This is a genomic window from Aeribacillus sp. FSL K6-3256, assembly GCF_037965805.1.
Classification (GTDB): domain Bacteria; phylum Bacillota; class Bacilli; order Bacillales; family Aeribacillaceae; genus Aeribacillus; species Aeribacillus composti.
The window spans coordinates 2,212,214-2,234,610 of sequence record NZ_CP150188.1 but is presented as its reverse complement, the minus strand read 5'-3'; the positions used below and the strand labels follow the sequence as shown (position 1 = coordinate 2,234,610).

General features: G+C 41.0%; 22 protein-coding genes. 21 read left to right on the top strand and 1 reads right to left on the bottom strand.

Going from position 1 to position 22,397, the window contains the following annotated elements; genetic code table 11:
* Window positions 1–4 precede the first annotated feature (4 nt).
* The 12 genes from gmk to spoVM all read left to right on the top strand — a co-directional run bounded on the left by gmk (window position 5) and on the right by spoVM (window position 12,523).
* Window positions 5–628 (top strand): guanylate kinase, encoded by a 624-nt coding sequence (gene gmk, locus NSQ84_RS10625; RefSeq protein WP_063388455.1) that lies wholly within the window; start codon window positions 5–7, stop codon window positions 626–628.
* Window positions 628–828, top strand: coding sequence for a DNA-directed RNA polymerase subunit omega (rpoZ, locus tag NSQ84_RS10620; RefSeq protein WP_063388646.1), 201 nt, complete (start codon window positions 628–630; stop codon window positions 826–828). The genes gmk and rpoZ overlap by 1 nt, the downstream gene beginning before the upstream one ends.
* Before the next feature lie 73 nt (window positions 829–901).
* Complete coding sequence (gene coaBC / locus NSQ84_RS10615) at window positions 902–2,113, top strand: bifunctional phosphopantothenoylcysteine decarboxylase/phosphopantothenate--cysteine ligase CoaBC (RefSeq protein WP_066246562.1); 1,212 nt, start codon at window positions 902–904, stop codon at window positions 2,111–2,113.
* Window positions 2,114–2,116: 3 nt separating this feature from the next.
* Window positions 2,117–4,528, top strand: a complete 2,412-nt coding sequence (priA, locus tag NSQ84_RS10610) for a primosomal protein N' (RefSeq protein ID WP_066246558.1) — start codon at window positions 2,117–2,119, stop codon at window positions 4,526–4,528.
* A gap of 77 nt (window positions 4,529–4,605) precedes the next feature.
* On the top strand, window positions 4,606–5,541 hold the full coding sequence (fmt, locus tag NSQ84_RS10605) for a methionyl-tRNA formyltransferase (RefSeq protein ID WP_066246555.1): 936 nt from the start codon (window positions 4,606–4,608) through the stop codon (window positions 5,539–5,541).
* Complete coding sequence (gene rsmB, locus NSQ84_RS10600) at window positions 5,538–6,884, top strand: 16S rRNA (cytosine(967)-C(5))-methyltransferase RsmB (protein ID WP_066246553.1); 1,347 nt, start codon at window positions 5,538–5,540, stop codon at window positions 6,882–6,884. The genes fmt and rsmB overlap by 4 nt, the downstream gene beginning before the upstream one ends.
* A complete protein-coding gene (gene rlmN / locus NSQ84_RS10595; protein WP_240326728.1) occupies window positions 6,884–7,945 on the top strand; it encodes a 23S rRNA (adenine(2503)-C(2))-methyltransferase RlmN in 1,062 nt (353 codons plus the stop codon). Before rsmB ends, rlmN begins: the two co-directional genes overlap by 1 nt.
* A gap of 4 nt (window positions 7,946–7,949) precedes the next feature.
* A complete protein-coding gene (locus NSQ84_RS10590) occupies window positions 7,950–8,708 on the top strand; it encodes a Stp1/IreP family PP2C-type Ser/Thr phosphatase (protein WP_066246550.1) in 759 nt (252 codons plus the stop codon).
* Window positions 8,702–10,669: a Stk1 family PASTA domain-containing Ser/Thr kinase gene (pknB, locus tag NSQ84_RS10585; protein ID WP_066246548.1), complete on the top strand. Its 1,968-nt coding sequence runs from the start codon at window positions 8,702–8,704 to the stop codon at window positions 10,667–10,669. Before NSQ84_RS10590 ends, pknB begins: the two co-directional genes overlap by 7 nt.
* A gap of 18 nt (window positions 10,670–10,687) precedes the next feature.
* Window positions 10,688–11,572: a ribosome small subunit-dependent GTPase A gene (gene rsgA / locus NSQ84_RS10580; RefSeq protein WP_339209945.1), complete on the top strand. Its 885-nt coding sequence runs from the start codon at window positions 10,688–10,690 to the stop codon at window positions 11,570–11,572.
* Window positions 11,573–11,574: 2 nt separating this feature from the next.
* Complete coding sequence (gene rpe / locus NSQ84_RS10575; RefSeq protein ID WP_327847729.1) at window positions 11,575–12,222, top strand: ribulose-phosphate 3-epimerase; 648 nt, start codon at window positions 11,575–11,577, stop codon at window positions 12,220–12,222.
* A gap of 220 nt (window positions 12,223–12,442) precedes the next feature.
* Window positions 12,443–12,523 carry a stage V sporulation protein SpoVM gene (spoVM, locus tag NSQ84_RS10570; protein WP_063388445.1) on the top strand — a complete coding sequence of 27 codons (81 nt, stop codon included), beginning with the start codon at window positions 12,443–12,445 and terminating at the stop codon, window positions 12,521–12,523.
* Window positions 12,524–13,198: 675 nt separating this feature from the next.
* Here spoVM and rpmB read toward each other — a convergent pair.
* Window positions 13,199–13,387 carry a 50S ribosomal protein L28 gene (rpmB, locus tag NSQ84_RS10565; protein ID WP_063388444.1) on the bottom strand — a complete coding sequence of 63 codons (189 nt, stop codon included), beginning with the start codon at window positions 13,385–13,387 and terminating at the stop codon, window positions 13,199–13,201.
* A 238-nt stretch (window positions 13,388–13,625) separates the two neighbouring features.
* On the opposite strand from rpmB, the gene NSQ84_RS10560 reads away from it, so the two are divergent.
* The 9 genes from NSQ84_RS10560 (at window position 13,626) to rnc (ending at window position 22,367) form a co-directional block, all read left to right on the top strand.
* Window positions 13,626–13,988: an Asp23/Gls24 family envelope stress response protein gene (locus NSQ84_RS10560; protein ID WP_063388443.1), complete on the top strand. Its 363-nt coding sequence runs from the start codon at window positions 13,626–13,628 to the stop codon at window positions 13,986–13,988.
* 17 nt (window positions 13,989–14,005) lie between these two features.
* Entirely contained in the window at window positions 14,006–15,673 is a 1,668-nt protein-coding gene (locus NSQ84_RS10555; RefSeq protein WP_066246543.1) for a DAK2 domain-containing protein, read from the top strand.
* A gap of 127 nt (window positions 15,674–15,800) precedes the next feature.
* Window positions 15,801–17,846, top strand: coding sequence for an ATP-dependent DNA helicase RecG (gene recG / locus NSQ84_RS10550; protein WP_339211897.1), 2,046 nt, complete (start codon window positions 15,801–15,803; stop codon window positions 17,844–17,846).
* Between the two features lie 92 nt (window positions 17,847–17,938).
* The gene (fapR, locus tag NSQ84_RS10545) at window positions 17,939–18,541 is read left to right on the top strand and encodes a transcription factor FapR (RefSeq protein ID WP_063388440.1); all 603 of its coding nucleotides are present in this window, start codon (window positions 17,939–17,941) and stop codon (window positions 18,539–18,541) included.
* Entirely contained in the window at window positions 18,525–19,526 is a 1,002-nt protein-coding gene (gene plsX / locus NSQ84_RS10540) for a phosphate acyltransferase PlsX (protein WP_063388439.1), read from the top strand. Before fapR ends, plsX begins: the two co-directional genes overlap by 17 nt.
* A 2-nt stretch (window positions 19,527–19,528) precedes the next feature.
* The gene (gene fabD, locus NSQ84_RS10535) at window positions 19,529–20,470 is read left to right on the top strand and encodes an ACP S-malonyltransferase (RefSeq protein ID WP_063388438.1); all 942 of its coding nucleotides are present in this window, start codon (window positions 19,529–19,531) and stop codon (window positions 20,468–20,470) included.
* A gap of 2 nt (window positions 20,471–20,472) precedes the next feature.
* Complete coding sequence (gene fabG / locus NSQ84_RS10530) at window positions 20,473–21,216, top strand: 3-oxoacyl-[acyl-carrier-protein] reductase (protein WP_063388437.1); 744 nt, start codon at window positions 20,473–20,475, stop codon at window positions 21,214–21,216.
* 63 nt (window positions 21,217–21,279) lie between these two features.
* Window positions 21,280–21,513: an acyl carrier protein gene (locus tag NSQ84_RS10525; protein WP_063388436.1), complete on the top strand. Its 234-nt coding sequence runs from the start codon at window positions 21,280–21,282 to the stop codon at window positions 21,511–21,513.
* A 113-nt stretch (window positions 21,514–21,626) separates the two neighbouring features.
* On the top strand, window positions 21,627–22,367 hold the full coding sequence (gene rnc / locus NSQ84_RS10520; RefSeq protein ID WP_063388435.1) for a ribonuclease III: 741 nt from the start codon (window positions 21,627–21,629) through the stop codon (window positions 22,365–22,367).
* The last annotated feature ends 30 nt before the right edge of the window (window positions 22,368–22,397 follow it).

Below are 22,397 nucleotides of genomic sequence, written 5' to 3'. Positions count from 1 at the left end.
TGAAATGCAATTAAAGAAAAAAGGTTTGTTAATTGTTTTGTCTGGACCGTCCGGAGTGGGAAAAGGCACTGTTCGCAAAGCGTTGTTTGCACAAAAAGACGTCAATTTTCAATATTCGATCTCAGTGACGACGAGAACCCCACGGGAGGGTGAGAAGGACGGTGTAGATTATTTTTTTAAAACACGCGAACAATTTGAACAGATGATTAAGGAAAACAAACTGCTTGAATGGGCAGAATATGTTGGGAATTATTACGGTACACCCGTTGAATATGTAGAGAAAACACTTGCAGAAGGAAAAGATGTTTTTCTAGAAATTGAAGTTCAAGGGGCTCTTCAAGTTAAAAAGGCATTTCCTGACGGGTTGTTTATATTTTTACTCCCGCCTAGCCTGGAAGAACTGAAAAATCGAATTGTCACGAGAGGAACAGAGTCAGCTGACTTGATCAATAATCGGATGAAAAAAGCAAAAGAAGAAATTGACATGATGGATTATTATGACTATGTTGTTGTAAATGATGAAGTGAATCTTGCCTGTGAAAAAATTAAAGCGATTGTGACTGCTGAACATTGCAGAAGGGAAAGAGTTGCACAAATGTACAAAAAATTTTTGGAGGTTGAGTCTTGATGCTTTATCCATCAATTGATTCCCTATTAAACCGTATCAATTCAAAATATACACTAGTAACTGTAGCAGCAAAAAGAGCGCGGCAAATGCAGCAAAACAATGACCAGCAATTGGAAAACACGGTATCTGTAAAATATGTCGGAAAAGCGCTGGAAGAAATTGATGCAGGGCTGCTTAATTATGAAAAGATTGAGAAATAATAGCTGCTGTCATAACAACCTACTTGATAGGTTGTTATTTTTTTAAAAAGCTGAGAAATAGGAGGAGAACAAAGTGGCACGTCCGAGACGTATTTTATTGTGTGTAACGGGAGGAATAGCGGTTTTCAAGGCTGCAGCTTTGACGAGCAAGCTGACACAGGCGGGTTTTGATGTGAAAGTGATCATGACAGAATCTGCTACGAAATTCGTCACCCCTTTGACGTTTCAAGTACTATCGAGAAATGAAGTGTTTTTAGATACTTTTGATGAAAAAGATGCGAAAGTGATTGCACATATCGATTTAGCCGACTGGGCTGATTTAGTGCTCGTAGCTCCAGCAACTGCCAATATCATTGGGAAACTTGCCTCAGGGATTGCCGATGATATGGTGACAACGACACTGCTGGCGACAACTGCACCGGTTTGGATTGCTCCTGCAATGAATGTACATATGTATGACCATCCGGCTGTAAAACGCAACATTGAAACGCTTTATCGGGACGGCTATCAGTTTATTGAACCGCAAGAAGGACATCTTGCATGCGGTTACGTTGGCAAAGGCCGCCTGGAAGAGCCGGACAAAATCGTTGAACTCATTCAAAATCATTTTTCCGATCAAACGAAGGTACCTTCCGTCTTGAATCAGAAAACAATTATCATTACTGCGGGGCCGACAAGGGAAAAAATAGATCCTGTCCGGTTTTTCTCCAACCATTCAAGCGGAAAAATGGGCTATGCGATCGCCGAGCAGGCGAAGGAGCTTGGAGCGAGCGTAATTTTAATTTCCGGTCCGACTTCTCTTGCGCCGCCGGCCGGGGTGACATTTGTGCCAGTTGAAAGTGCTGAAGAGATGTATCATGAAGTGATGAACCATTTTGACAAAGCCGACATTGTGATTAAATCTGCCGCAGTTTCTGATTATCGGCCGAAACAAACATTTGATCAAAAAATGAAAAAAAAGGACGGCTCATTAGTCATTGAATTGGAACGTACGGAAGACATTTTAAAAAGACTCGGCGAGAAGAAAGGAACAAAATTGCTGGTAGGATTTGCGGCGGAAACGGAAAATGTTGAACAATATGCTCTGCATAAGCTGAATGAAAAGAACTTGGATTTAATTGTCGCCAACAATGTAAATGAACCAGGAGCAGGATTTCAAAAGGATACAAATATAGTGACGATTTTTCATAGAAACGGAGAAAAGAAGGCGTATCCGCTTATGTCTAAAAAAGAAGTGGCAAATGCAATTTTAAGAGAAATTGAAAAGCTTTTGAAAGGTGAATAGATAATGCGGTATGCAAGCGTTGTTGTGGATGTCCCGGCAAAAGGCACGGACAAGCTATTTGACTACGAAATTCCAAATAAATTCGCTGGCGTAATCCAGCCTGGCATGAGGGTCATCGTTCCTTTCGGCTCCCGCAAGCTTACTGGATTTGTCGTTCAGTTAAAAAATGAAACAGATATTGACAGTGTGAAACCGATCCATTCGCTTTTTGATCCGGAACCGGTATTAAATCATGAACTGTTAGAGCTTGGCGCATGGCTTAGTGAAACGACTCTTTGCTATAAAATCACCGCTTTTCAGGCAATGCTTCCGGCTGCGATGAAAACGAGGTACATAAAAGAAATCAAGCCATCGAGCTCCGCTCAATTGGAGGATTTGCCTGAAGAGATCAGGACTGCTTTCGAAAAAGGAGGGCCGCTTTCATGGGAGGATTTACCTTCATCGCTTGTCGCCGTCGTTCAAAAGGAGATTCGTAATGGGAATTTGCAAATCGATTATCGTGTCGAACAAAAGCAAAAAAAACGGCTTGTGAAATATGTAAAGCCTCTTTTGCCGGTTCGTGAGCTTGAAGAACAGCTTCAGCATTTGCCAGCTCGCGCCCATAAACAGAAAGAGGTTATTCAATTTTTTATTGATCATCCTAATCCGATTTTATTAACGGAGTTGACGAACAGCATACAAGGAGCTTCAATTGCCGTCAAAGCGTTAATTAAAAAAGGTATTTTGTCAGAGGAGCAAGTAGAAATTTACAGAGATCCTTATGAGCATAAACAGTTTCCGAGAACGAAGCCTTTACCGTTAACTGACGAACAAAAACGTGCAATGGAGCCGATTTTAGACAAGCTGAATCGACACGAGCACGAAGTATTTTTAATGTATGGGGTCACGGGAAGCGGCAAAACGGAAATTTATTTGCAAGCGATCGAGAAGGTATTGAATGAAGGAAAAGAAGCGATCGTGCTAGTACCTGAAATATCGTTGACTCCTCAAATGGTTCAGCGGTTTAAAAGCAGATTTGGCAGCCAGGTTGCTGTTCTTCATAGCGGGTTGTCCAGCGGGGAAAAGTTCGATGAATGGCGGAAAATTTACCGGAAAGAAGCGAAGCTTGTCGTCGGGGCGAGATCAGCAATTTTTGCCCCGTTTCAAAATATCGGCATCATTATTATTGATGAAGAGCATGAAACTAGCTATAAACAGGAGGAAAGTCCTCGGTATCATGCAAGGGACGTTGCCATTTACAGAGGGAAATATCATCAATGTCCAGTCATTTTAGGAAGCGCCACTCCGACGCTTGAATCATTTGCGAGAGCACAAAAAGGCGTTTATACGTTGTTAACTTTAAAAGAACGCGTCAACCGCCGTCCTCTGCCGGAAGTCCATATTGTCGACATGCGGGAGGAGCTGAGAAACGGCAACCGATCGATGTTTTCAAGAACGTTGTTTGAAAAGCTGACAGATCGCTTGAAGAAAGGAGAGCAATCTGTACTTTTATTAAACAAGCGCGGCTATTCTTCCTTCGTCATGTGCAGAAATTGCGGACATGTCATAGGATGTCCTCATTGCGATATTTCCCTTACTTATCATCGGCATGGGGAAAAGCTAAAATGCCACTATTGCCAATTCGAAACAGCCATGCCGTCGCGATGCCCAGAATGTGGAAGCGAGCATATCCGCTTTTTCGGAACAGGAACTCAGCGTATCGAGGAAGAGCTCAACAAGCTTATCCCGGAAGCGCGTGTCATACGGATGGATGTCGACACGACCAGCCGTAAAGGAATGCATGAAAAGCTTTTAAACGCATTCGGCGAAAAAAAAGCAGACATCCTGCTTGGAACACAAATGATTGCAAAAGGATTGGATTTCCCTGATGTCACATTGGTCGGAGTGCTTTCGGCTGACACGATGCTCCATCTTCCTGATTTCCGGTCTGGAGAAAAAACGTTTCAATTATTAACGCAAGTAAGCGGAAGAGCAGGCCGGCATGAGCTTCCGGGGGAAGTGGTGATTCAAACTTATACGCCTGAGCATTACTCCATTCAATTGGCAAGCTTGCATGATTTTGAAACATTTTATCGACAGGAAATGAAAATGAGAAAATCTTTTGCCTATCCGCCCTATTATTTTCTCATTCTCATTACCGTTTCCCATCCAAATGCGATAAAAGCAGCTGAAGTAACGGAGAAAATTGGACAATATTTAAAGCTTCATTTATCAAATGAGGCGCAGATCCTCGGTCCTGTCAGTTCGCCAATACCGAAGATGAAAGATAGATATCGATTTCAATGCATGATAAAATACAAACGGGAAAAAAACTTGTATAAAACACTGAAATTATTGTTCGAGCATTATGAAGAGGACATGTCGCAAACGGATTTAAAATTGATGATTGATCTAAATCCGTATACCATTCTATAAATTGGTTATGTAAATTGTTAGCATCATATCTAGTTTTTAGATGTCGATGAGTTGGAAACAATAGAAGGGAGATATGTATGGCGAAAATTATATTTATGGGCACGCCTGACTTTGCTGTACCAGTGCTAAATCGAATCGTAAAAGACGGTCATGACGTTTGTGCGGTTGTCACACAGCCAGACCGCCCGAAAGGAAGAAAAAAACAATTGACGCCTCCGCCTGTAAAAGTGGCTGCAGAACAACATAACATTCCAGTGTTTCAACCTGAAAAAATCCGTCACAAAGAAGAAATAGAAAAAATTTTGGCGTTAAAACCCGACTTAATTGTAACGGCTGCTTTTGGTCAAATTTTGCCAAAAGAGATTTTGGACGCACCGAAATATGGCTGTATAAATGTACATGCTTCTCTTTTGCCTGAGCTGCGAGGCGGAGCACCCATTCATTATGCCATCATGCAAGGCAAAAAGAAGACGGGAGTTACGATCATGTATATGGTGGAAAAACTGGATGCCGGAGATATTTTAACACAAGTCGAAGTTTCAATTGATGAAAGGGATACGGTTGCTACATTGCACGACAAATTGAGCGAAGCAGGCGCCAATCTTTTGTCACAAACGATACCGAAAATTTTAGAAAACAGTATAACTCCAATTCCGCAAGATGAAACGAAAGCCACATTTGCCTGGAATATTCAAAGGGAACAGGAAAAAATCGATTGGACGAAAAGCGGTGAAGAGGTGTACAACCACATTCGCGGGTTAAATCCTTGGCCAGTTGCCTACACGGTTTTGAACGGAAAGACGATTAAAATTTGGTGGGGAGAAAAAGTGAAGAAAGAACACCAAGCAGAGCCTGGAACAATTGTTTCCGTCGACAAGGACGGTTTCGTTGTTGCAACAGGAAATGACGTTTCCATTAAAATTATTGAGCTTCAGCCGTCCGGAAAGAAAAAAATGAGCTGCGAGCAATTTTTAAGAGGAACGCAAATTGAAATAGGGATGACATTCGAATGAAAAAACGAAATGCAAGAGAACTAGCAATGGATTTACTAGTGGCCATCGAAGAAAAACAAGCATACAGCAACCTGCTGCTAAATACATGGATTGATAAATATAAATTGGAGCAAAAAGATGCTGCTTTATTGACAGAGCTTGTCTACGGAACCATCCAGCGGAAGCTGACTCTTGATTACTATTTATCGCATTTTCTAGAGAAAAAGAAAAAAATTAGCAATTGGGTGATCCAGCTTTTAAGAATATCGCTTTATCAAATGGTGTATTTAGATCGGATTCCTGACCGCGCGGTTCTTTATGAGGCAGTGGAAATCGCCAAAAAGAGAGGACATAAAGGGATTGCGGCTCTAGTAAACGGTGTTTTGCGAAATATACAACGAAAAGGCCTCCCTACCATTAAAGATATACAAGATCCGATTGAGCGTACAGCGGTAAAGACAAGCGCTCCGAAATGGCTTGTCGAACGGCTTGCGAGTCAATACGGGTTTGAGACTGCGGAAAATATATTATCCTCACAGCTTTTGCATGCTAAACAGACAGCTAGAGTGAACAAGCTGAAAACGACAGTTCCTCAGGCGATCGCTGCTTTGGAAAAAGAAGGAATAAAGGCGGTAAAGGGAAAGCTGGTTGATGAGGCCATCGAAGCTGTAAAAGGAAATTTAGCGAATACGAGCCTCTATCAAAAAGGTTGGTTCACCATTCAAGATGAAAGCTCGATGCTCGTCTCGCTAGCTTTACATGTAAAAGAAGGAGAGCAAATTTTGGATGCATGTGCAGCTCCGGGAGGGAAGTCAACTCATATTGCAGAGCTTTTGAATAATACGGGTAAAGTCGTCTCCCTAGATTTGCACGAGCATAAAATCCAGCTCATCGAAAAACAAGCATCAAGGCTTGGGCTCTTGAATGTAAACGCAAAAGTGCTGGACAGCCGCAACGCCTCGGAGCATTTTCCGCCAAACAGCTTCGATAAAATTTTAGTGGATGCACCGTGCAGCGGATTCGGTGTCATAAGAAAAAAACCGGAAATTAAATATACGAAAACAGAAGAAGATATTCTTTCTTTAACATCAGTGCAAAAAAAGATATTAGCTTCCGTAGCTGATTTGGTGAAGCCTGGAGGTTTGCTTGTTTATAGCACTTGCACAATAGATAAACAAGAAAATGAGGAGATGATAAAATATTTTTTAAAGGAGCATGATGACTTTCAATTAGATGAGACGTTAAAAGATCGAATGCCGGAAAAAGTTCGACAATACGTCGAAAACGGCTTTGTGCAAATTTTGCCGCAATATTTCAATACCGACGGATTTTTTATCGCGGCTTTGAGAAGGAAGGTACAATGATGGACAAGATGCAAGTAAAACCATCTATTTATTCGTTAAAATATTCCGATTTAAAAGAATGGCTTGAACAACAAGGCGAAAAAAGCTTTCGAGCAGCACAAATTTTTGAATGGCTGTATAAAAAACGCGCTGCCTCTTTCGATAAAATGACCAATTTGCCAAAGTCATTGAAGGAAGCATTGGCGGAGCATTTCGATTTGACAACATTGAAAACAATTGTTAAGCAAACGTCAAAAGACGGCACGATGAAATTTTTGTTTGAGCTCCATGACGGCTATTCCATTGAAACGGTGTTAATGAGGCATAATTACGGAAACTCAGTATGTGTGACAACACAAGTTGGCTGCCGAATCGGGTGCACCTTTTGCGCTTCCACATTAGGTGGATTAAAACGAAATTTATCTGCGGGGGAAATTGTAGCTCAAGTCATAAAAGTGCAGCAAATTTTAGATGAAATCGGCGAACGAGTCAGCCATGTCGTCATAATGGGGATTGGAGAGCCTTTTGACAACTATGAAGAAATGATGTCATTTTTAAAAATCATCAACGACGAAAAAGGATTGAACATTGGCGCCCGCCACATTACTGTTTCAACTAGCGGAATTATCCCTAAAATTTATCAATTTGCTGATGAAAATTTACAAATCAATTTAGCTATTTCCCTCCATGCACCGAATACAGAACTGCGCACAAAGCTAATGCCGATCAATAAAGCTTTTAAGCTTCCTGATTTAATGAAGGCAGTCAAATATTATATTGACAAAACAGGGCGGCGAATTTCATTTGAATACGGACTGTTTGGAGGCGTAAATGATCAAGTGGAGCACGCACTCGAGCTTGCTGAGCTAATAAAAGATTTAAAATGCCACGTGAATTTAATTCCAGTCAACTATGTTCCGGAGCGGAATTATGTTCGCACGAGCAAAAATCAAATTTTTCGATTTGAACGGACATTAAAGGAACAAGGGATTAATGTCACGATCCGAAGAGAACATGGACACGATATTGATGCAGCTTGCGGACAGTTAAGGGCAAAAGAGCGAAAAATAGAGACGAGGTGAATAAATGAAAACCGCTGTTTTTACTGACAAAGGGAAGGTCAGAACCCATAATGAAGACGCCGCAAGTGCCATTCTTAACCGACACGGGCAAATTTTAGCTGTCGTAGCTGACGGAATGGGTGGCCACCTCGCAGGCGATGTCGCAAGCAGAATGACGATCGAGCATTTTGAAAAAAGCTGGAACGAAGCGGAAAAAATGGAACATCCCGAGCAGGCGGAGCGCTGGATAAACGATCATATTGCCGAAGTCAACGAAGAACTTTTGACATATGCGAATGAACATAAGGAATGTAAAGGAATGGGCACGACGTTTGTCGGCGCCATCTGTACTGAAAGCTTTGCTACAATCGCCCACATTGGCGACAGCCGATGCTATTTGTTAAATAAAGCCGGTTTTGCTCAAATTACCGATGATCATTCATTAGTGAACGAGCTTGTGAAATCGGGACAAATTTCAAAAGAGGATGCGAAAGAGCATCCGCGAAAAAACATTTTATTGAAGGCTCTCGGCACAGAACAATCTGTCGATGCAGATATTAAAACAGTCGGCCTAGAAGTAAACGATTATTTGCTTCTTTGTTCTGACGGTTTATCGAATAAAGTGCAGGAACATGAAATGGAATCAGTTTTATCATCCGACCAATCACTGGAAGAAAAAGCGAAGGAATTAATACGGCTAGCAAATGAAAACGGCGGCGATGACAATATTTCTGTCATTATTTATAAACATGTCATCGGCCACGAGAGTGATGGAACATGCTGATCGGCAAGCGGATTAGCGGCCGTTATAAAATTTTGAAAGTGATTGGCGGAGGAGGAATGGCAAACGTTTATTTAGCAAGAGACATTATTTTAGAACGCGACGTTGCCATTAAAATTTTACGATTAGATTTTTCAGATGATGATGAGTTTATACGAAGATTTAGGAGAGAAGCACAATCGGCAACAAGCCTTGCCCATCCGAATATCGTCAGCATTTACGATGTCGGCGAAGAAGATAACATTTACTACATCGTGATGGAGTATGTGGAAGGCAAGACGTTAAAGCAGTACATCCAGCAAAATGCACCTTTGCATCCTAGAGAAGCATTAAATTTAATGGAGCAAATCGTATCAGCCATTGCTCACGCACACGAAAATCAAATTGTCCATAGAGATATAAAGCCGCACAATATACTTATTGACAACCTCGGGAACATTAAAGTGACCGATTTTGGGATTGCTATGGCTCTGACATCAACAACCATTACCCACACTAATTCCGTGCTGGGCTCTGTACATTATTTGTCGCCTGAACAAGCGAGAGGTCAGATTGCAACAAAAAAATCTGACATTTATTCGCTCGGCATCGTCCTGTATGAAATGCTGACAGGCAGGCTCCCTTTTGACGGGGAATCAGCCGTATCAATCGCTTTAAAGCATTTGCAATCAGAAGCTCCGTCTCCAAAGAGATGGAACCCTGAGATCCCCCAAAGCGTCGAAAATATTATTTTAAAGGCGATGGCGAAAGACCCTCTTCACCGTTATTCCTCTGCGGAAGAAATGGGAGAAGATATTCGCACTGCCTTTAATACAGACAGATTAGATGAAAAGAAATTTGAAATACCTGATAACGACGAAAAAACGATCACCCATCCGATTGTTTTACATGATATACCTGAAACTGGGGAACAAACAATCATTCATCATGCAAAGGATCGGCAGCCGCCGGGATTAGAAAAGGAACAAAAGCATGAAAATATTGTAAGCCCTAAGAAAAAAAGAAAATGGCTGAAAATATTATGGGTGACGACAGCTGTAGTCATCATAGCCATCATTTTAGCACTTCTCGTTCTTCCTAAACTAATCCTTCCAAAAGATGTAGAAGTGCCTGATGTGAGAGGGAAAACATATGAGGAAGCTGTCAACCAATTGCTGAAGGAAGGATTTGATGTCAAAGACACGATTTTGCTGGAAAACGATGAAATTGAAGAAGGATATGTCATAAGGACAGAACCAGAAGCAGGAGAAATGGTAGAAGAAGGTTCTTCTATTATCATTTATGAAAGTGCAGGCAAGAAAAAGGTAACGCTTGATAATTATATCGGGAAGGATATCGAGAGAGTAAGGCAGCTCCTTGAAGTAAAAGGATTTTCCAACATTACAGTATTGGAAGAATATAGCGGTGAAGAGGAAGGAACTGTCATTGACCAATCTCCGAGTGAGGGAGCAGAGCTCATTCCTGATGAAGATGAAATTACATTAACCGTGAGCAAAGGACCGAGAAAAATCACCCTTGCAGATTTAACGGGATACACAGAAGAAGCTGTTAAGGACTATGTGGAAAAAGAAGGTTTATCTTTTTCAAAGAAAGAAGAACATTCCGATGAAGTTCCTGCCGGTCAAGTGATTTCCCAATCACCGAGTGCAGGAAAAAAAGTGCTTCCAGGTGAAAAAATAGAAGTGGTTATTTCCTTAGGTCCGGAAGAAAAGCCGGACAAAAAAGTCGTCCGTGAAGTAGAGATCCCGTTTGATCCCGAAATTCACGGCGAAGAAGCGGAAGTGGGTATTTATATCAATGATGCTGAGCATTCTATCGGTGAACCTTATGAAACATTTAAAATATCAAAGCCTACCAAAAAGAAAATTGAGTTGACGATTCAACCTGGTCAATCCGCTTATTATCAAGTTTTGCTGAATAATGAAGTGGTGAAAACTGAAACAGTTCCTTATCCTGAAAATTAATGAAAAAGGAGGTCATGTATGCCAAAAGGCAAAATTGTTAAAGCGTTAAGCGGATTTTATTACGTATTAGCTGAAAATAAGCTTTATCAATGCAGGGGAAGAGGGGTGTTTCGAAAAAATAAAATTTCCCCTCTAGTAGGAGATGAAGTTATTTTTCAGGCGGAAAATGAAAAAGAAGGCTATATTCTAGAAATTTTGCAAAGAAAGAATGAATTGATCCGTCCGCCCATTTCAAACATTGATCAAGGGATCTTAGTTTTTTCCGCTGTAAGTCCAGATTTTAGCGCCAAGCTGCTGGATCGCTTTTTGGTGTTAATGGAAGCCAAAAATATTCGCCCGATCATTTGTATTACAAAAATGGACTTAATTGCAGATCATGTAATAGATGAAAAAATTCGTCAGTTTGCCAAAGATTATGAAAAAATTGGCTATCCTGTCTTTTTGATGACTACAAAAGAGCCTGAAACAGTTAAACAGGTCATTCCTTATTTAAAAGACAGCATTTCAGTGATTGCCGGGCAATCTGGAGTTGGCAAATCCTCTATGTTGAACTGCCTGGATCACCGTTTGCAATTGAAGACAGGAGAAATTTCCGATCATTTGGGGAGAGGAAAGCATACAACGAGACATGTAGAGCTCATTTCATTGGGAGGGGGACTAGTCGCCGATACGCCCGGATTTAGTTCGCTGGAGTTTACGGGTATAGAAGCTGCTGACTTGCCGAATTGCTTTCCAGAGATAAAAGAATTTAGCATTCAATGTAAATTTCGAGGCTGTCTTCATCAGAAGGAGCCAAAATGCGCCGTTAAAGAAGCGGTTGAAAATGGCGATATTTCCTCCTACAGGTACGAACATTATCTTCAGTTTTTAGAAGAGATAAAAGAAAGAAAGCCGAGGTATTGAACATGGTTAAAATTGCACCTTCGATTTTATCCGCAGATTTTTCTAGGTTGGCAGAAGAAATTATTGATGTGGAAAAAGGAGGAGCGGATTACATTCATGTTGACGTGATGGACGGCCACTTTGTGCCGAATATTACGATCGGTCCGCTCATTGTGCAAGCGATCCGCCCAGTGACCAAGCTGCCGCTTGATGTTCATTTAATGATTGAACAGCCTGATCGTTATATTCCTGCTTTTGTTGAAGCAGGAGCCGACTTGTTGTCCGTTCATGCGGAAGCCTGCCCGCATCTTCATCGAACGATCCATTTAATCAAATCGAATGGAGTGAAAGCAGGTGTTGTTTTAAATCCACATACTCCTGTATCGATGATCGAGCATGTAATAGAAGATGTTGATCTCGTGCTTTTGATGACGGTTAACCCTGGATTTGGCGGACAAGCGTTTATTCCATCAGTCATCAAAAAAATTCAGCAAGTTTCTAGCATCTTGAAAGAAAGAAATTTGCAAGTTGAGATCGAAGTGGACGGCGGCATCAACGCTGAAACAGCCAAATTGTGTGTGGAAGCTGGAGCAAATGTGCTTGTGGCAGGATCAGCCATTTATAATCAAAAAGATCGCAAACAAGCGATCAAATCTATAAGAGGAATGTGAAAGAACCGTTTATATGCGGTTCTTTTCACATTTAAAGGAAAAAATTTTTCATTTTTATGTTGATTCTTCAATAGATGTCAAGTACTTTTTTATTTTTTTCATGCATAAAGATATTGTAAGAAAAGTTGATGAAGACGTTCTAATTAGTATCTAAAATACGGATGATGAATATGCTACTTATAGACGTTTTTTAGATTTCTCATGGGGAGGGTAAATATAAATGAGATTTTATACAATTAAGCTTCCGAGGTTTTTAGGAGGAATTATACGGGCAATGCTCGGTTCATTTAAGAAAGATTAAAGAAGCACCTATCAAGGTGCTTTCTGCTTGTAGACAAAGCCAAATGGTGTGAACTCTACAAGCTTTTTTTATACCAAATTATATTGTGGGGATTTACCATTCTGTTAGAATGTTCGGCTTCAACTGGAAAAAATAATAGAGGACCCCGATTAAGTGCATGTTGCCTTCGTTTTTAGCAAACTGTCAACAAATACAGTAAATGGCAGGGGTTTTTGTCTTCAATATTAAAAAGCTGCCTCATTTTTCTTCCATCTTTTTTGTGTAAAAAAGAATTTTTTTAATTTAAAGTAGACTTTATGCGGTTGATTTTGTGTATGCCGAAAGGAACACGGATCGCGCTGAAGAAAGGCAAACTGTTTGAGAAAGTGGAATGTATTCCGATCGTTAATATGTAGTAAATAACCTATGTAGTTTTTTTAGCAGTTTGAAAAAATTTCATGTTAAAGTGGATTTTAAAGTTGCAGGATTCGCCTAAAAAGAAGAATGTGCTTGAAGAAATGTGACATTGGGAGTGCTTCAAAAGGTGAATAAAGAGTATTGAAACAAAACGGGCAGAAGTTTGTTAAAGCGCCGATTTTTTAAACGCTTATTTTCGAAATACTTTTGATCAGAAGATATCGGGATTCGCCGATTTCTTCTGATCATAATCCAACCTCTTGTCGTCTAACTTTTGTTTTATACACGCTCAACTTTTCCAGATTTAAGAGCACGTGCAGAAACGTATACACGTTTTGGCTTTCCATTCACAAGAATTCGCACTTTTTGAAGGTTCGCTCCCCATTTGCGTCTTGAAGCGTTCATAGCGTGAGAGCGCGTATTGCCAAAGCTTGTTTTTTTGCCAGTAATCACGCATTTACGAGCCATTTCTATACCTCCTAACTTGCAAGGAAATTGCTATTTTGACAATGTTTCAAGATACTATAATAATGTAACATACACCCTTGATCATTGCAATATAAATTCACCTCACTTTCAAGAATTTACGCTTGACATCATCATGTATTAATGCTCTTATTATGTAGGGAGCCATGACATTTCTTTAAATCCAAATCATCATATAGTAAAATGTTTGTAATGAACGTATGCTAAAGGAGGAACTCGAATGTCCATCGAATTAAAAACGAAATATGGCCAGATCGAAATTTCGAATGATGTAGTCGCACAAGTTGCCGGCGGTGCAGCTGTTGATTGTTACGGAATTGTCGGAATGGCTTCCAAAAATCAAATTAAAGACGGACTCTCAGAAATTTTACGGCGAGAAAATTTCAGCCGTGGAGTGATCGTCCGCCAAGAACAAGAGAGCGTTCATATTGATATGTATATTATTGTCAGCTATGGAACAAAAATATCAGAAGTTGCTCATAATGTTCAAACAAAAGTGAAATATACATTAAATCAAATTCTTGGATTATCTGTCGATTCGATTAACATATATGTGCAAGGGGTTCGTGTAACGAATCCGTAGAGAAGGAGGAAACATTTGTGGCCAATACTTTGCTTGATGGGAAGCGCTTTGCGGAAATGGTGATTCAAGGAGCGAATCATCTATCTAATAATGCGAAAGTGGTGGATGCGTTAAACGTTTTTCCTGTTCCGGATGGGGATACGGGAACAAACATGAATTTATCCATCACAGCTGGAGCAAAAGAAGTACAAAAACATGTTTCATCAAATATCGGTTCTGTAGCTGGAGCATTTGCAAAAGGTCTGTTAATGGGCGCGCGTGGGAATTCTGGGGTTATTTTATCCCAGCTTTTTCGTGGGTTTGCAAAAGCGGTTGAAGGAAAAGAATCGATCAATGCGGATGAATTTGCTAAAGCTTTTCAAGCAGGTGTTGATACTGCCTATAAAGCTGTTATGAAGCCTGTTGAAGGGACCATTTTAACGGTTGCAAAAGATGCTGCGAAAAAAGCTGTTAAAACAGCTAAATCAACCGATGATCTGACAATTGTTATGGAAGAAGTGGTAAAAGAAGCAAAGGAGTCATTAAAGAGAACGCCTGAGCTTCTGCCTGTCCTAAAAGAAGTGGGCGTTGTGGACAGCGGTGGACAAGGACTTGTATTTATTTACGAGGGATTTTTGGCAGAATTAAAGGGAGAGAAAATTTCCGAATCCCCTAAGCTTCCTTCGATGGACAAACTGGTAAGTGCAGAGCATCATAAAAATGCACAAAGTCATATTAATACAGAAGATATTAAATATGGATATTGTACAGAATTTATGGTTCGGTTTGAAAAAGAAAAAGAGCCGTTTTCTGAAAAGAAATTTCGCGAAGATTTATCCCGGTTCGGAGATTCGCTTTTAGTAATTGCCGATGATGAACTTGTCAAAGTACATATCCATTCTGAACAACCTGGCGAGGTATTGACATACGGGCAGCGCTACGGCAGCTTATTGAATATGAAAATTGAAAACATGCGCGAGCAGCATAGTACAATTGTCAATAATCAAACGGAAAATGTATTATCTACTGAACCGGCGGCACCCAAAAATGAAAAGTACGGAATTATCGCGGTTGCCATGGGCTCGGGAATTTCCGATCTTTTTACATCAATTGGTGCAACAAAAATTATTGAAGGCGGCCAGACGATGAATCCAAGTACGGAAGATTTTGTAAAGGCTGTCGAACAGTTGAACGCAGAGAATATTATTATTTTGCCGAACAATTCCAATATCATTATGGCAGCCAATCAAGCAGCACAAATAACTGATAAAAATATAAGAGTCATTGAAACGAAAAGCGTTCCTCAAGGATTATCCGCCCTGCTGGCTTTCAATCCTGAACTCGGTTTAGAGGAAAACGTAAAGGCGATGGAGGAAGCAAGCAGGAATGTGAAAACAGGACAAGTCACATATGCTGTAAGGGATACAAGTATTGACGGACTTGCGATAGAAAAAGGAGACTTCATGGGGATTTACGAGAAAACCATCGTCGCAAAAGATAAAAGCAAGCTTGAAGCTGCCAAAAAGTTGTTGGATCAAATGATCGATGAAGAGGATGAAATATTGACGATTCTCCAAGGAGAAGATGCATCCGAAAACGAAGTAGACCAATTAGTCCAACATGTTGAAAATCATTATGAACATATCGAAATTGAGGTTCATAATGGAAATCAGCCATTATATTCTTATATTTTTTCAGTTGAGTAGAGCAGGAGGGCTTCGGCCTTCCTCTTTTTATTTCACGGTTTAAGTATTTTTGGTAAACTAAATATCGATATTTCAAACGGTTTTAAAGGAGGTTTCCCGCGGCTAAGTTCAAAGCTGCAAACAGAACATGAACCAATTGCTACAACCGGTCACAGCGGTTAAAGGGGTAGGAGAACAAACAGAACGTTTGCTGCATGATATGGGAATACATACTGTTTCTGATTTGCTTTATTATTTTCCTAATCGCTATGAAGACAACCGTTTAAAGGATCTTGCTGAAGTGAAGCATAAAGAAAGAGCGACAGTCGAAGGAAAGGTTTACAGCGAGCCATTGCTGACCTATTACGGAAAGAAGCGGTCGCGTCTTTCCTTTCGCATGCTTGTCGGCCGTTATGTTGTCACTGCAGTTTGTTTTAATAGACCATATTACAAACAGAAGCTTGCCATCAATCAGGTTGTTACCGTCTCTGGCATTTGGGACCGCAATCGGCAAACTATCAATGTTCAACAGATTCATTTTGGGCCTCATAAGCAAAATCAAGAAGTAGAACCCGTTTATTCAGTCCGCGGAAAGCTGACTGTTTCAGAGCTAAAACGGATTATCAGGACCGCCATCCAGTCGTATTCCAGTTTTATTCCAGAAAATTTGCCGGAAATGCTCAGGAAGCGATATAAATTGCCGATGAAAGAAGAAGCGGTAAGAGCCATGCACCTTCCCAAAAATGCCGATGAACTGAAACAGGCAAGAAGAAGATTTGTTTATGAAGAATTTTTATTATTTCAATTGAAAATGCAGGCGATTAAACATTTTCGCAGGTCTTCCTCAAGAGGAATTTCTCATCATTTTGATCGAAAAGAATTGCAATCCTTTATCGACACGCTTCCTTTTTCATTAACAAACGCACAAAAGCGTGTCGTTTCGGAAATTTTATCCGATATGTCTTCACCCTACAGGATGAACCGCCTTCTTCAAGGAGATGTTGGATCAGGGAAAACCGCAGTTGCTGCCATTGTGATGTATGCCGCTGTGTTAAGCGGCTATCAAGCGGCATTGATGGTTCCAACGGAAATTTTAGCTGAGCAGCATGCGAAATCATTGTCAAATCTTTTTTCGCATACGTCTGTCCGCATCGCTTTATTAACAAGCTCAATCAAAGGGAAAAAACGAAAAGAACTGCTTCTTCAGTTGAAATCCGGGGACATTAACATGATCATAGGGACGCATTCCCTTATTCAGGAGGAAGTGAATTTTTGCCGTTTAGGGCTTGTGATTACGGATGAACAGCATCGGTTCGGCGTCAATCAGCGAAGAATATTGCGGGAAAAAGGAGAATTCCCAGATGTGTTATTTATGACGGCAACTCCTATTCCAAGAACTCTTGCTATAACTGCATTTGGCGAAATGGATGTTTCCATCATTGATGAAATGCCTTCCGGAAGAAAGAAGGTAAAAACATATTGGGTTCGGCCGGAAATGTTAACCCGAATTCTAATATTTATTGAAAAAGAAGTGAAAAAGGGCCATCAAGCGTATGTGATTTGTCCGTTAATTGAAGAATCGGAAAATTTGGATGTTGAAAATGCTGTGACAGTGCACAGTCAATTAACTCAATTTTATCAGGGCAGAATTCAAATCGGCCTTTTGCATGGGCGCATGTCACAAGAAGAGAAAAATCAGGTGATGATGGATTTTAGCGAAAATAAAGTGCAAGTTCTTGTCTCCACGACAGTAGTGGAAGTGGGCGTAAACGTACCGAATGCCACGGTCATGTTAGTTTACGATGCGGAGCGGTTTGGTCTTGCCCAGCTCCATCAGCTGAGAGGAAGAGTTGGACGGGGAAACTTGCAATCCTATTGCATACTGCTTTCAGATCCGAAATCAGAAATAGGAAAAGAAAGAATGAGAATTATGACGGAAACAGATGATGGCTTCCGTTTAGCTGAAAAAGATTTGGAGCTTAGAGGTCCAGGAGATTTTTTCGGCAAAAAACAAAGCGGCATACCAGAGTTTAAAATCGCCGACATGGTCCATGATTACAGAGCGCTTGAAACTGCGAGATCTGACGCTGCCAAACTGATTCAGTCTGATGCTTTTTGGAAAGATGAACAATTTGCGCCGCTCCGCGATGATTTAGAGGCTTCCGGAGTGTTGAGCGGAGAGAAGCTGGATTAGCCAAAAAAAGAATTCATTGTTGCAAACTTATTTCTTTGATTATATACTTGTTATTAGTACCTAGTCTTAATACTAGTCGGACGGTGTAAAAAATGAGACGCAGTAAAAAGGAAAGACAGCGTTTATTGTTGGAAACAATTCAAGAAACGCCTTTTATTACAGATGAAGAATTAGCTGAAAAATTTGGCGTCAGCGTCCAAACCATCCGTTTGGACAGACTAGAACTGTCGATCCCGGAATTAAGAGAACGAATCAAGCATGTCGCTGAACGAAAACTTGAAGATGAAGTCAAATCCCTTCCGATTGATGAAGTGATCGGTGAAATTATTGATCTTGAGCTCGATAAATCAGCTATTTCGATTTTTGATGTTAAAAAAGAGCATGTTTTTAGCCGAAATCAAATTGCACGCGGCCATCATCTATTTGCACAAGCGAACTCTCTTGCCGTCGCTTGCATTGATGATGAATTGGCATTAACGGCTAAAGCGACAATCCGTTTCACACGGCAAGTAAAAGAAAATGAGCGCGTTGTCGCAAAAGCAAAAGTCACTCGCATTGACCGAGATAAAGGCCGCACGTTTGTTGAAGTAAACAGCTATGTCGGCAACGAACTCGTTTTTTCAGGTGAATTTGAAATGTTCAGATCTGCGAATCAATCTAAAAAGGAAGGGGCAAAACATGAAGATAGCCATTGATGCAATGGGGGGAGACAACGCGCCTCAAGCGGTTGTAAAAGGAGCATTAAGAGCGCTTGATGAATTTTCTGATTTGGAAATTGAATTAATCGGAAATGAGTCGCTGATCACTCCATTGTTAGAAGGAAGACATACAAACGTTTCTATTTTTCATACAGAAGAAAAAATTGAAAATGACGACGAACCTGTTCGGGCTGTGCGCAGAAAAAAAAATGCGTCGATGGTCATTATGGCTGAAAGAGTTCGCGACAAAAAGGCGGATGCCTGCATTTCAGCTGGGAATACAGGCGCGCTTATGACTGCCGGTCTGTTTATTATCGGCCGTATAAACGGCATCGACCGGCCGGCGCTGGCACCAACGCTGCCGACCCTTGATGGAAAAGGCTTTGTGATGCTCGATGTCGGCGCTAATGCAGATGCGAAAATGGAACATCTGCAGCAGTATGCAATCATGGGCTCCGTTTATGCAGAAAAGGTGAGAGGGATCAAATCTCCGAGAGTTGGCTTGCTCAACATTGGAACGGAGGAAAAAAAGGGGAACGAATTAGCTAAACAGGCTTTTCAACTTCTGTCTCAATCGCCGATCAACTTTGTCGGCAATGTAGAAGCGCGCGACCTGCTGTCAGGAGCGGCTGATGTTGTAGTAACGGACGGTTTTTCAGGAAACATTGCTTTGAAAGCCATTGAAGGCACAGCACTTTCGGTATTTGCCATGATGAAAGAGGCGCTGACAAGCTCTTTTACAGCGAAAATTGCTGCAGCTGTTTTGAAGCCGAAATTAAAAGGACTAAAGAAAAAAATGGATTATTCAGAGCATGGCGGGGCTTGCTTATTCGGGCTGAAAGCACCGGTGATCAAAGCCCACGGTTCATCCGATGAGCTGGCTATTTTTCATGCTATTCGCCAGGCTCGGGAAATAGTGGCGAACTCCGTATCTTCAACGATAGAAGAAACGATTCAGAACATGCAATTGAAAGGGGATTGACAATGGGGAAAACTGCTCTTCTGTTTCCGGGACAAGGCTCTCAGCAAGTCGGTATGGGAAAAGATTTTTTTGATCAAGTTCCCATTTCCAAGGAAATTTTTCAAAAAGCAAATGAACGTTTAGACTTTGATTTAACTTCTATTATTTTCAACGGTCCGCAAGAAGAATTGACGTTAACATACAATGCACAGCCTGCACTGCTGACGACAAGCGCTGCGATTTTTGAAGCATTGAAACAGTATGAAGTCGTTTTTGATTATGTTGCCGGACACAGCCTGGGTGAATATACAGCATTAGTGGCGGCAAACGTCATGACAGTTGAAGATGCAGTCTATGTTGTAAGAAAGCGCGGTGAACTGATGGAAAAAGCGGTTCCTGCAGGAGAAGGATCCATGGCTGCCGTTTTAGGTATGGTGCAGGAAGAACTTGAAAACATAACAAAACAAATCTCGAATGAAGGCACACTAGTACAACTGGCAAATTTAAATTGTCCCGGGCAAATCGTTATTTCTGGAACAAAAGAAGGAGTACAAAGAGCTGGGGAGCTTGCTAAAGAAAAGGGCGCCAAGCGGGTAATCCCGCTGGAAGTAAGCGGTCCATTTCATTCTGAATTGATGAAGCCGGCTGCCAGCGAGCTGTCCAAAGTGCTTGATGAAGTGACCATTCAAGATGCATCCGTTCCTGTCATCGCAAACGTGACTGCTGCTCCTGTTCAAAATAAAGATGAAATCAAGAGCCTTTTGATTGAGCAGCTTTATTCTCCTGTTCGATGGGAAGAAAGTGTACGGTCGATGATTCAAGCAGGGGTGACAACGTTTATTGAAATCGGTGCTGGAAAAGTTCTGACAGGTCTTGTCAAAAAGGTGGATCGCAGCGTTAAAACATACAATATTTTTGATTTGTCATCATTAGAAGCAGTTGTTCATGACATAAAGGAGGTATGATTATGCTTTCAGGGAAAACGGCCCTTGTAACGGGAGGAAGCCGCGGAATCGGCCGAGCGATTGCTATTGATCTTGCCAAAAATGGCGCGGATGTTGCTGTAAATTACTCTGGTAATGAGGAAAAAGCCAATGAAGTGGTAAAAGAAATTGAATCCTTAGGACGGAAAGCTTTTGCCATTCGCGCTAATGTTGCAAATGCTGATGAAGTAAACAGCATGGTCAATGAAGTAATCGAACGATTCGGCCGTCTCGACATTCTTGTAAATAATGCCGGAATCACGAAAGATAATTTGCTTATGCGAATGAAAGAATCAGAATGGGACGACGTGATCAACATAAATTTAAAAGGTGTTTTCAATTGTACAAAAGCGGTCACAAGACAAATGATGAAGCAGCGTTCCGGCAGGATCATCAACATCGCATCGATCGTCGGTATAGCTGGTAATGCTGGACAGGCAAACTATGTAGCGGCTAAAGCCGGGATTATCGGACTGACGAAGACGACTGCGAAGGAGCTGGCGGGCCGAAATATTACAGTAAATGCTGTAGCGCCAGGTTTTATTTCAACCGATATGACGGATCAGCTCCCTGAACAAATAAGAAATGAAATGCTCAAACAAATTCCGCTCGGACGTTTCGGCGAGCCGAATGATATTGCCAATATGGTAACATTCATAGCTTCTGATAAAAGCTCCTATATGACAGGGCAAACACTTTGTCTCGACGGCGGAATGGTCATGTATTAATTTTGAATTCGTTGTAGTAATATGAAGACAAATCTTCTATAATACTGGAGGGAGGTGAAAGTTATGGCAGATGTATTGGAGCGTGTTACGAAGATCATCGTCGACCGTCTCGGAGTTGATGAATCTGAAGTAAAGCTTGAATCCTCTTTTAAAGACGATCTCGGCGCTGATTCCCTAGACGTTGTTGAACTTGTTATGGAATTAGAAGATGAGTTCGGCATGGAAATTTCCGACGAAGAAGCGGAACAAATTGTGACTGTAGGGGATGCAGTTAATTACATACAGAGTAAACTATAATTGCATGTTTTTAAAAAGTCCCGTATCTTTGCGGGGCTTTCTCCCTTTTCATCCCTTTTTTTGTTAACATAAAGTAGAGGTTGTTTCATTTGTTTAGAAAATGGAGGTAACGTATGCCTAACAAAACAAATTTAAAAAAAAATTTTTTTAAAAAAATAGAAAAGTTTCGTGATTTCCAAGCAAAAATCGGCATTACGTTCACGAATGAAAAGCTCTTATTTCAGGCTTTTACACATTCATCCTATGTGAATGAGCATCGCAAAAAACCGTATGAAGACAATGAACGGCTGGAATATTTAGGTGATGCAGTATTGGAGCTGACGGTTTCGGAGTACTTGTATAAAAAATATCCGACAATGTCTGAAGGCAATTTAACAAAGCTGAGAGCTGCCATTGTTTGCGAGCCATCGCTTGTTACTTTTGCCAACGAGCTTTCTTTTGGCGAACTCGTTTTGCTCGGAAAAGGAGAGGAAATGACTGGGGGGCGCGGTCGTCCAGCTCTTTTAGCTGATGTCTTTGAGGCATTTATCGGCGCTTTGTATTTGGATCAAGGTCTTGAGTCAGTCACTTCTTTTTTAAATAAGGTCGTTTTCCCGAAAATCGACGAAGGTGCTTTTTCTCATGTGATGGATTTTAAAAGCAGATTGCAAGAGCTTATTCAGCGTGACGGAAAAGGTGTTTTGGATTATAAAATTTTGGAAGAAAAAGGCCCCGCTCATAATAAAGAATTTGTTGCAACCGTATCTTTAAACGGAGAGGTGATCGGTTCAGGAGTGGGCCGTTCCAAAAAAGAAGCAGAACAGCATGCAGCTGAACAAGGATTGCAAAAATTAGGCGAATTCCCCCAAAAATAAACGGGGGATTTTTTATTGATATTGCTCCGA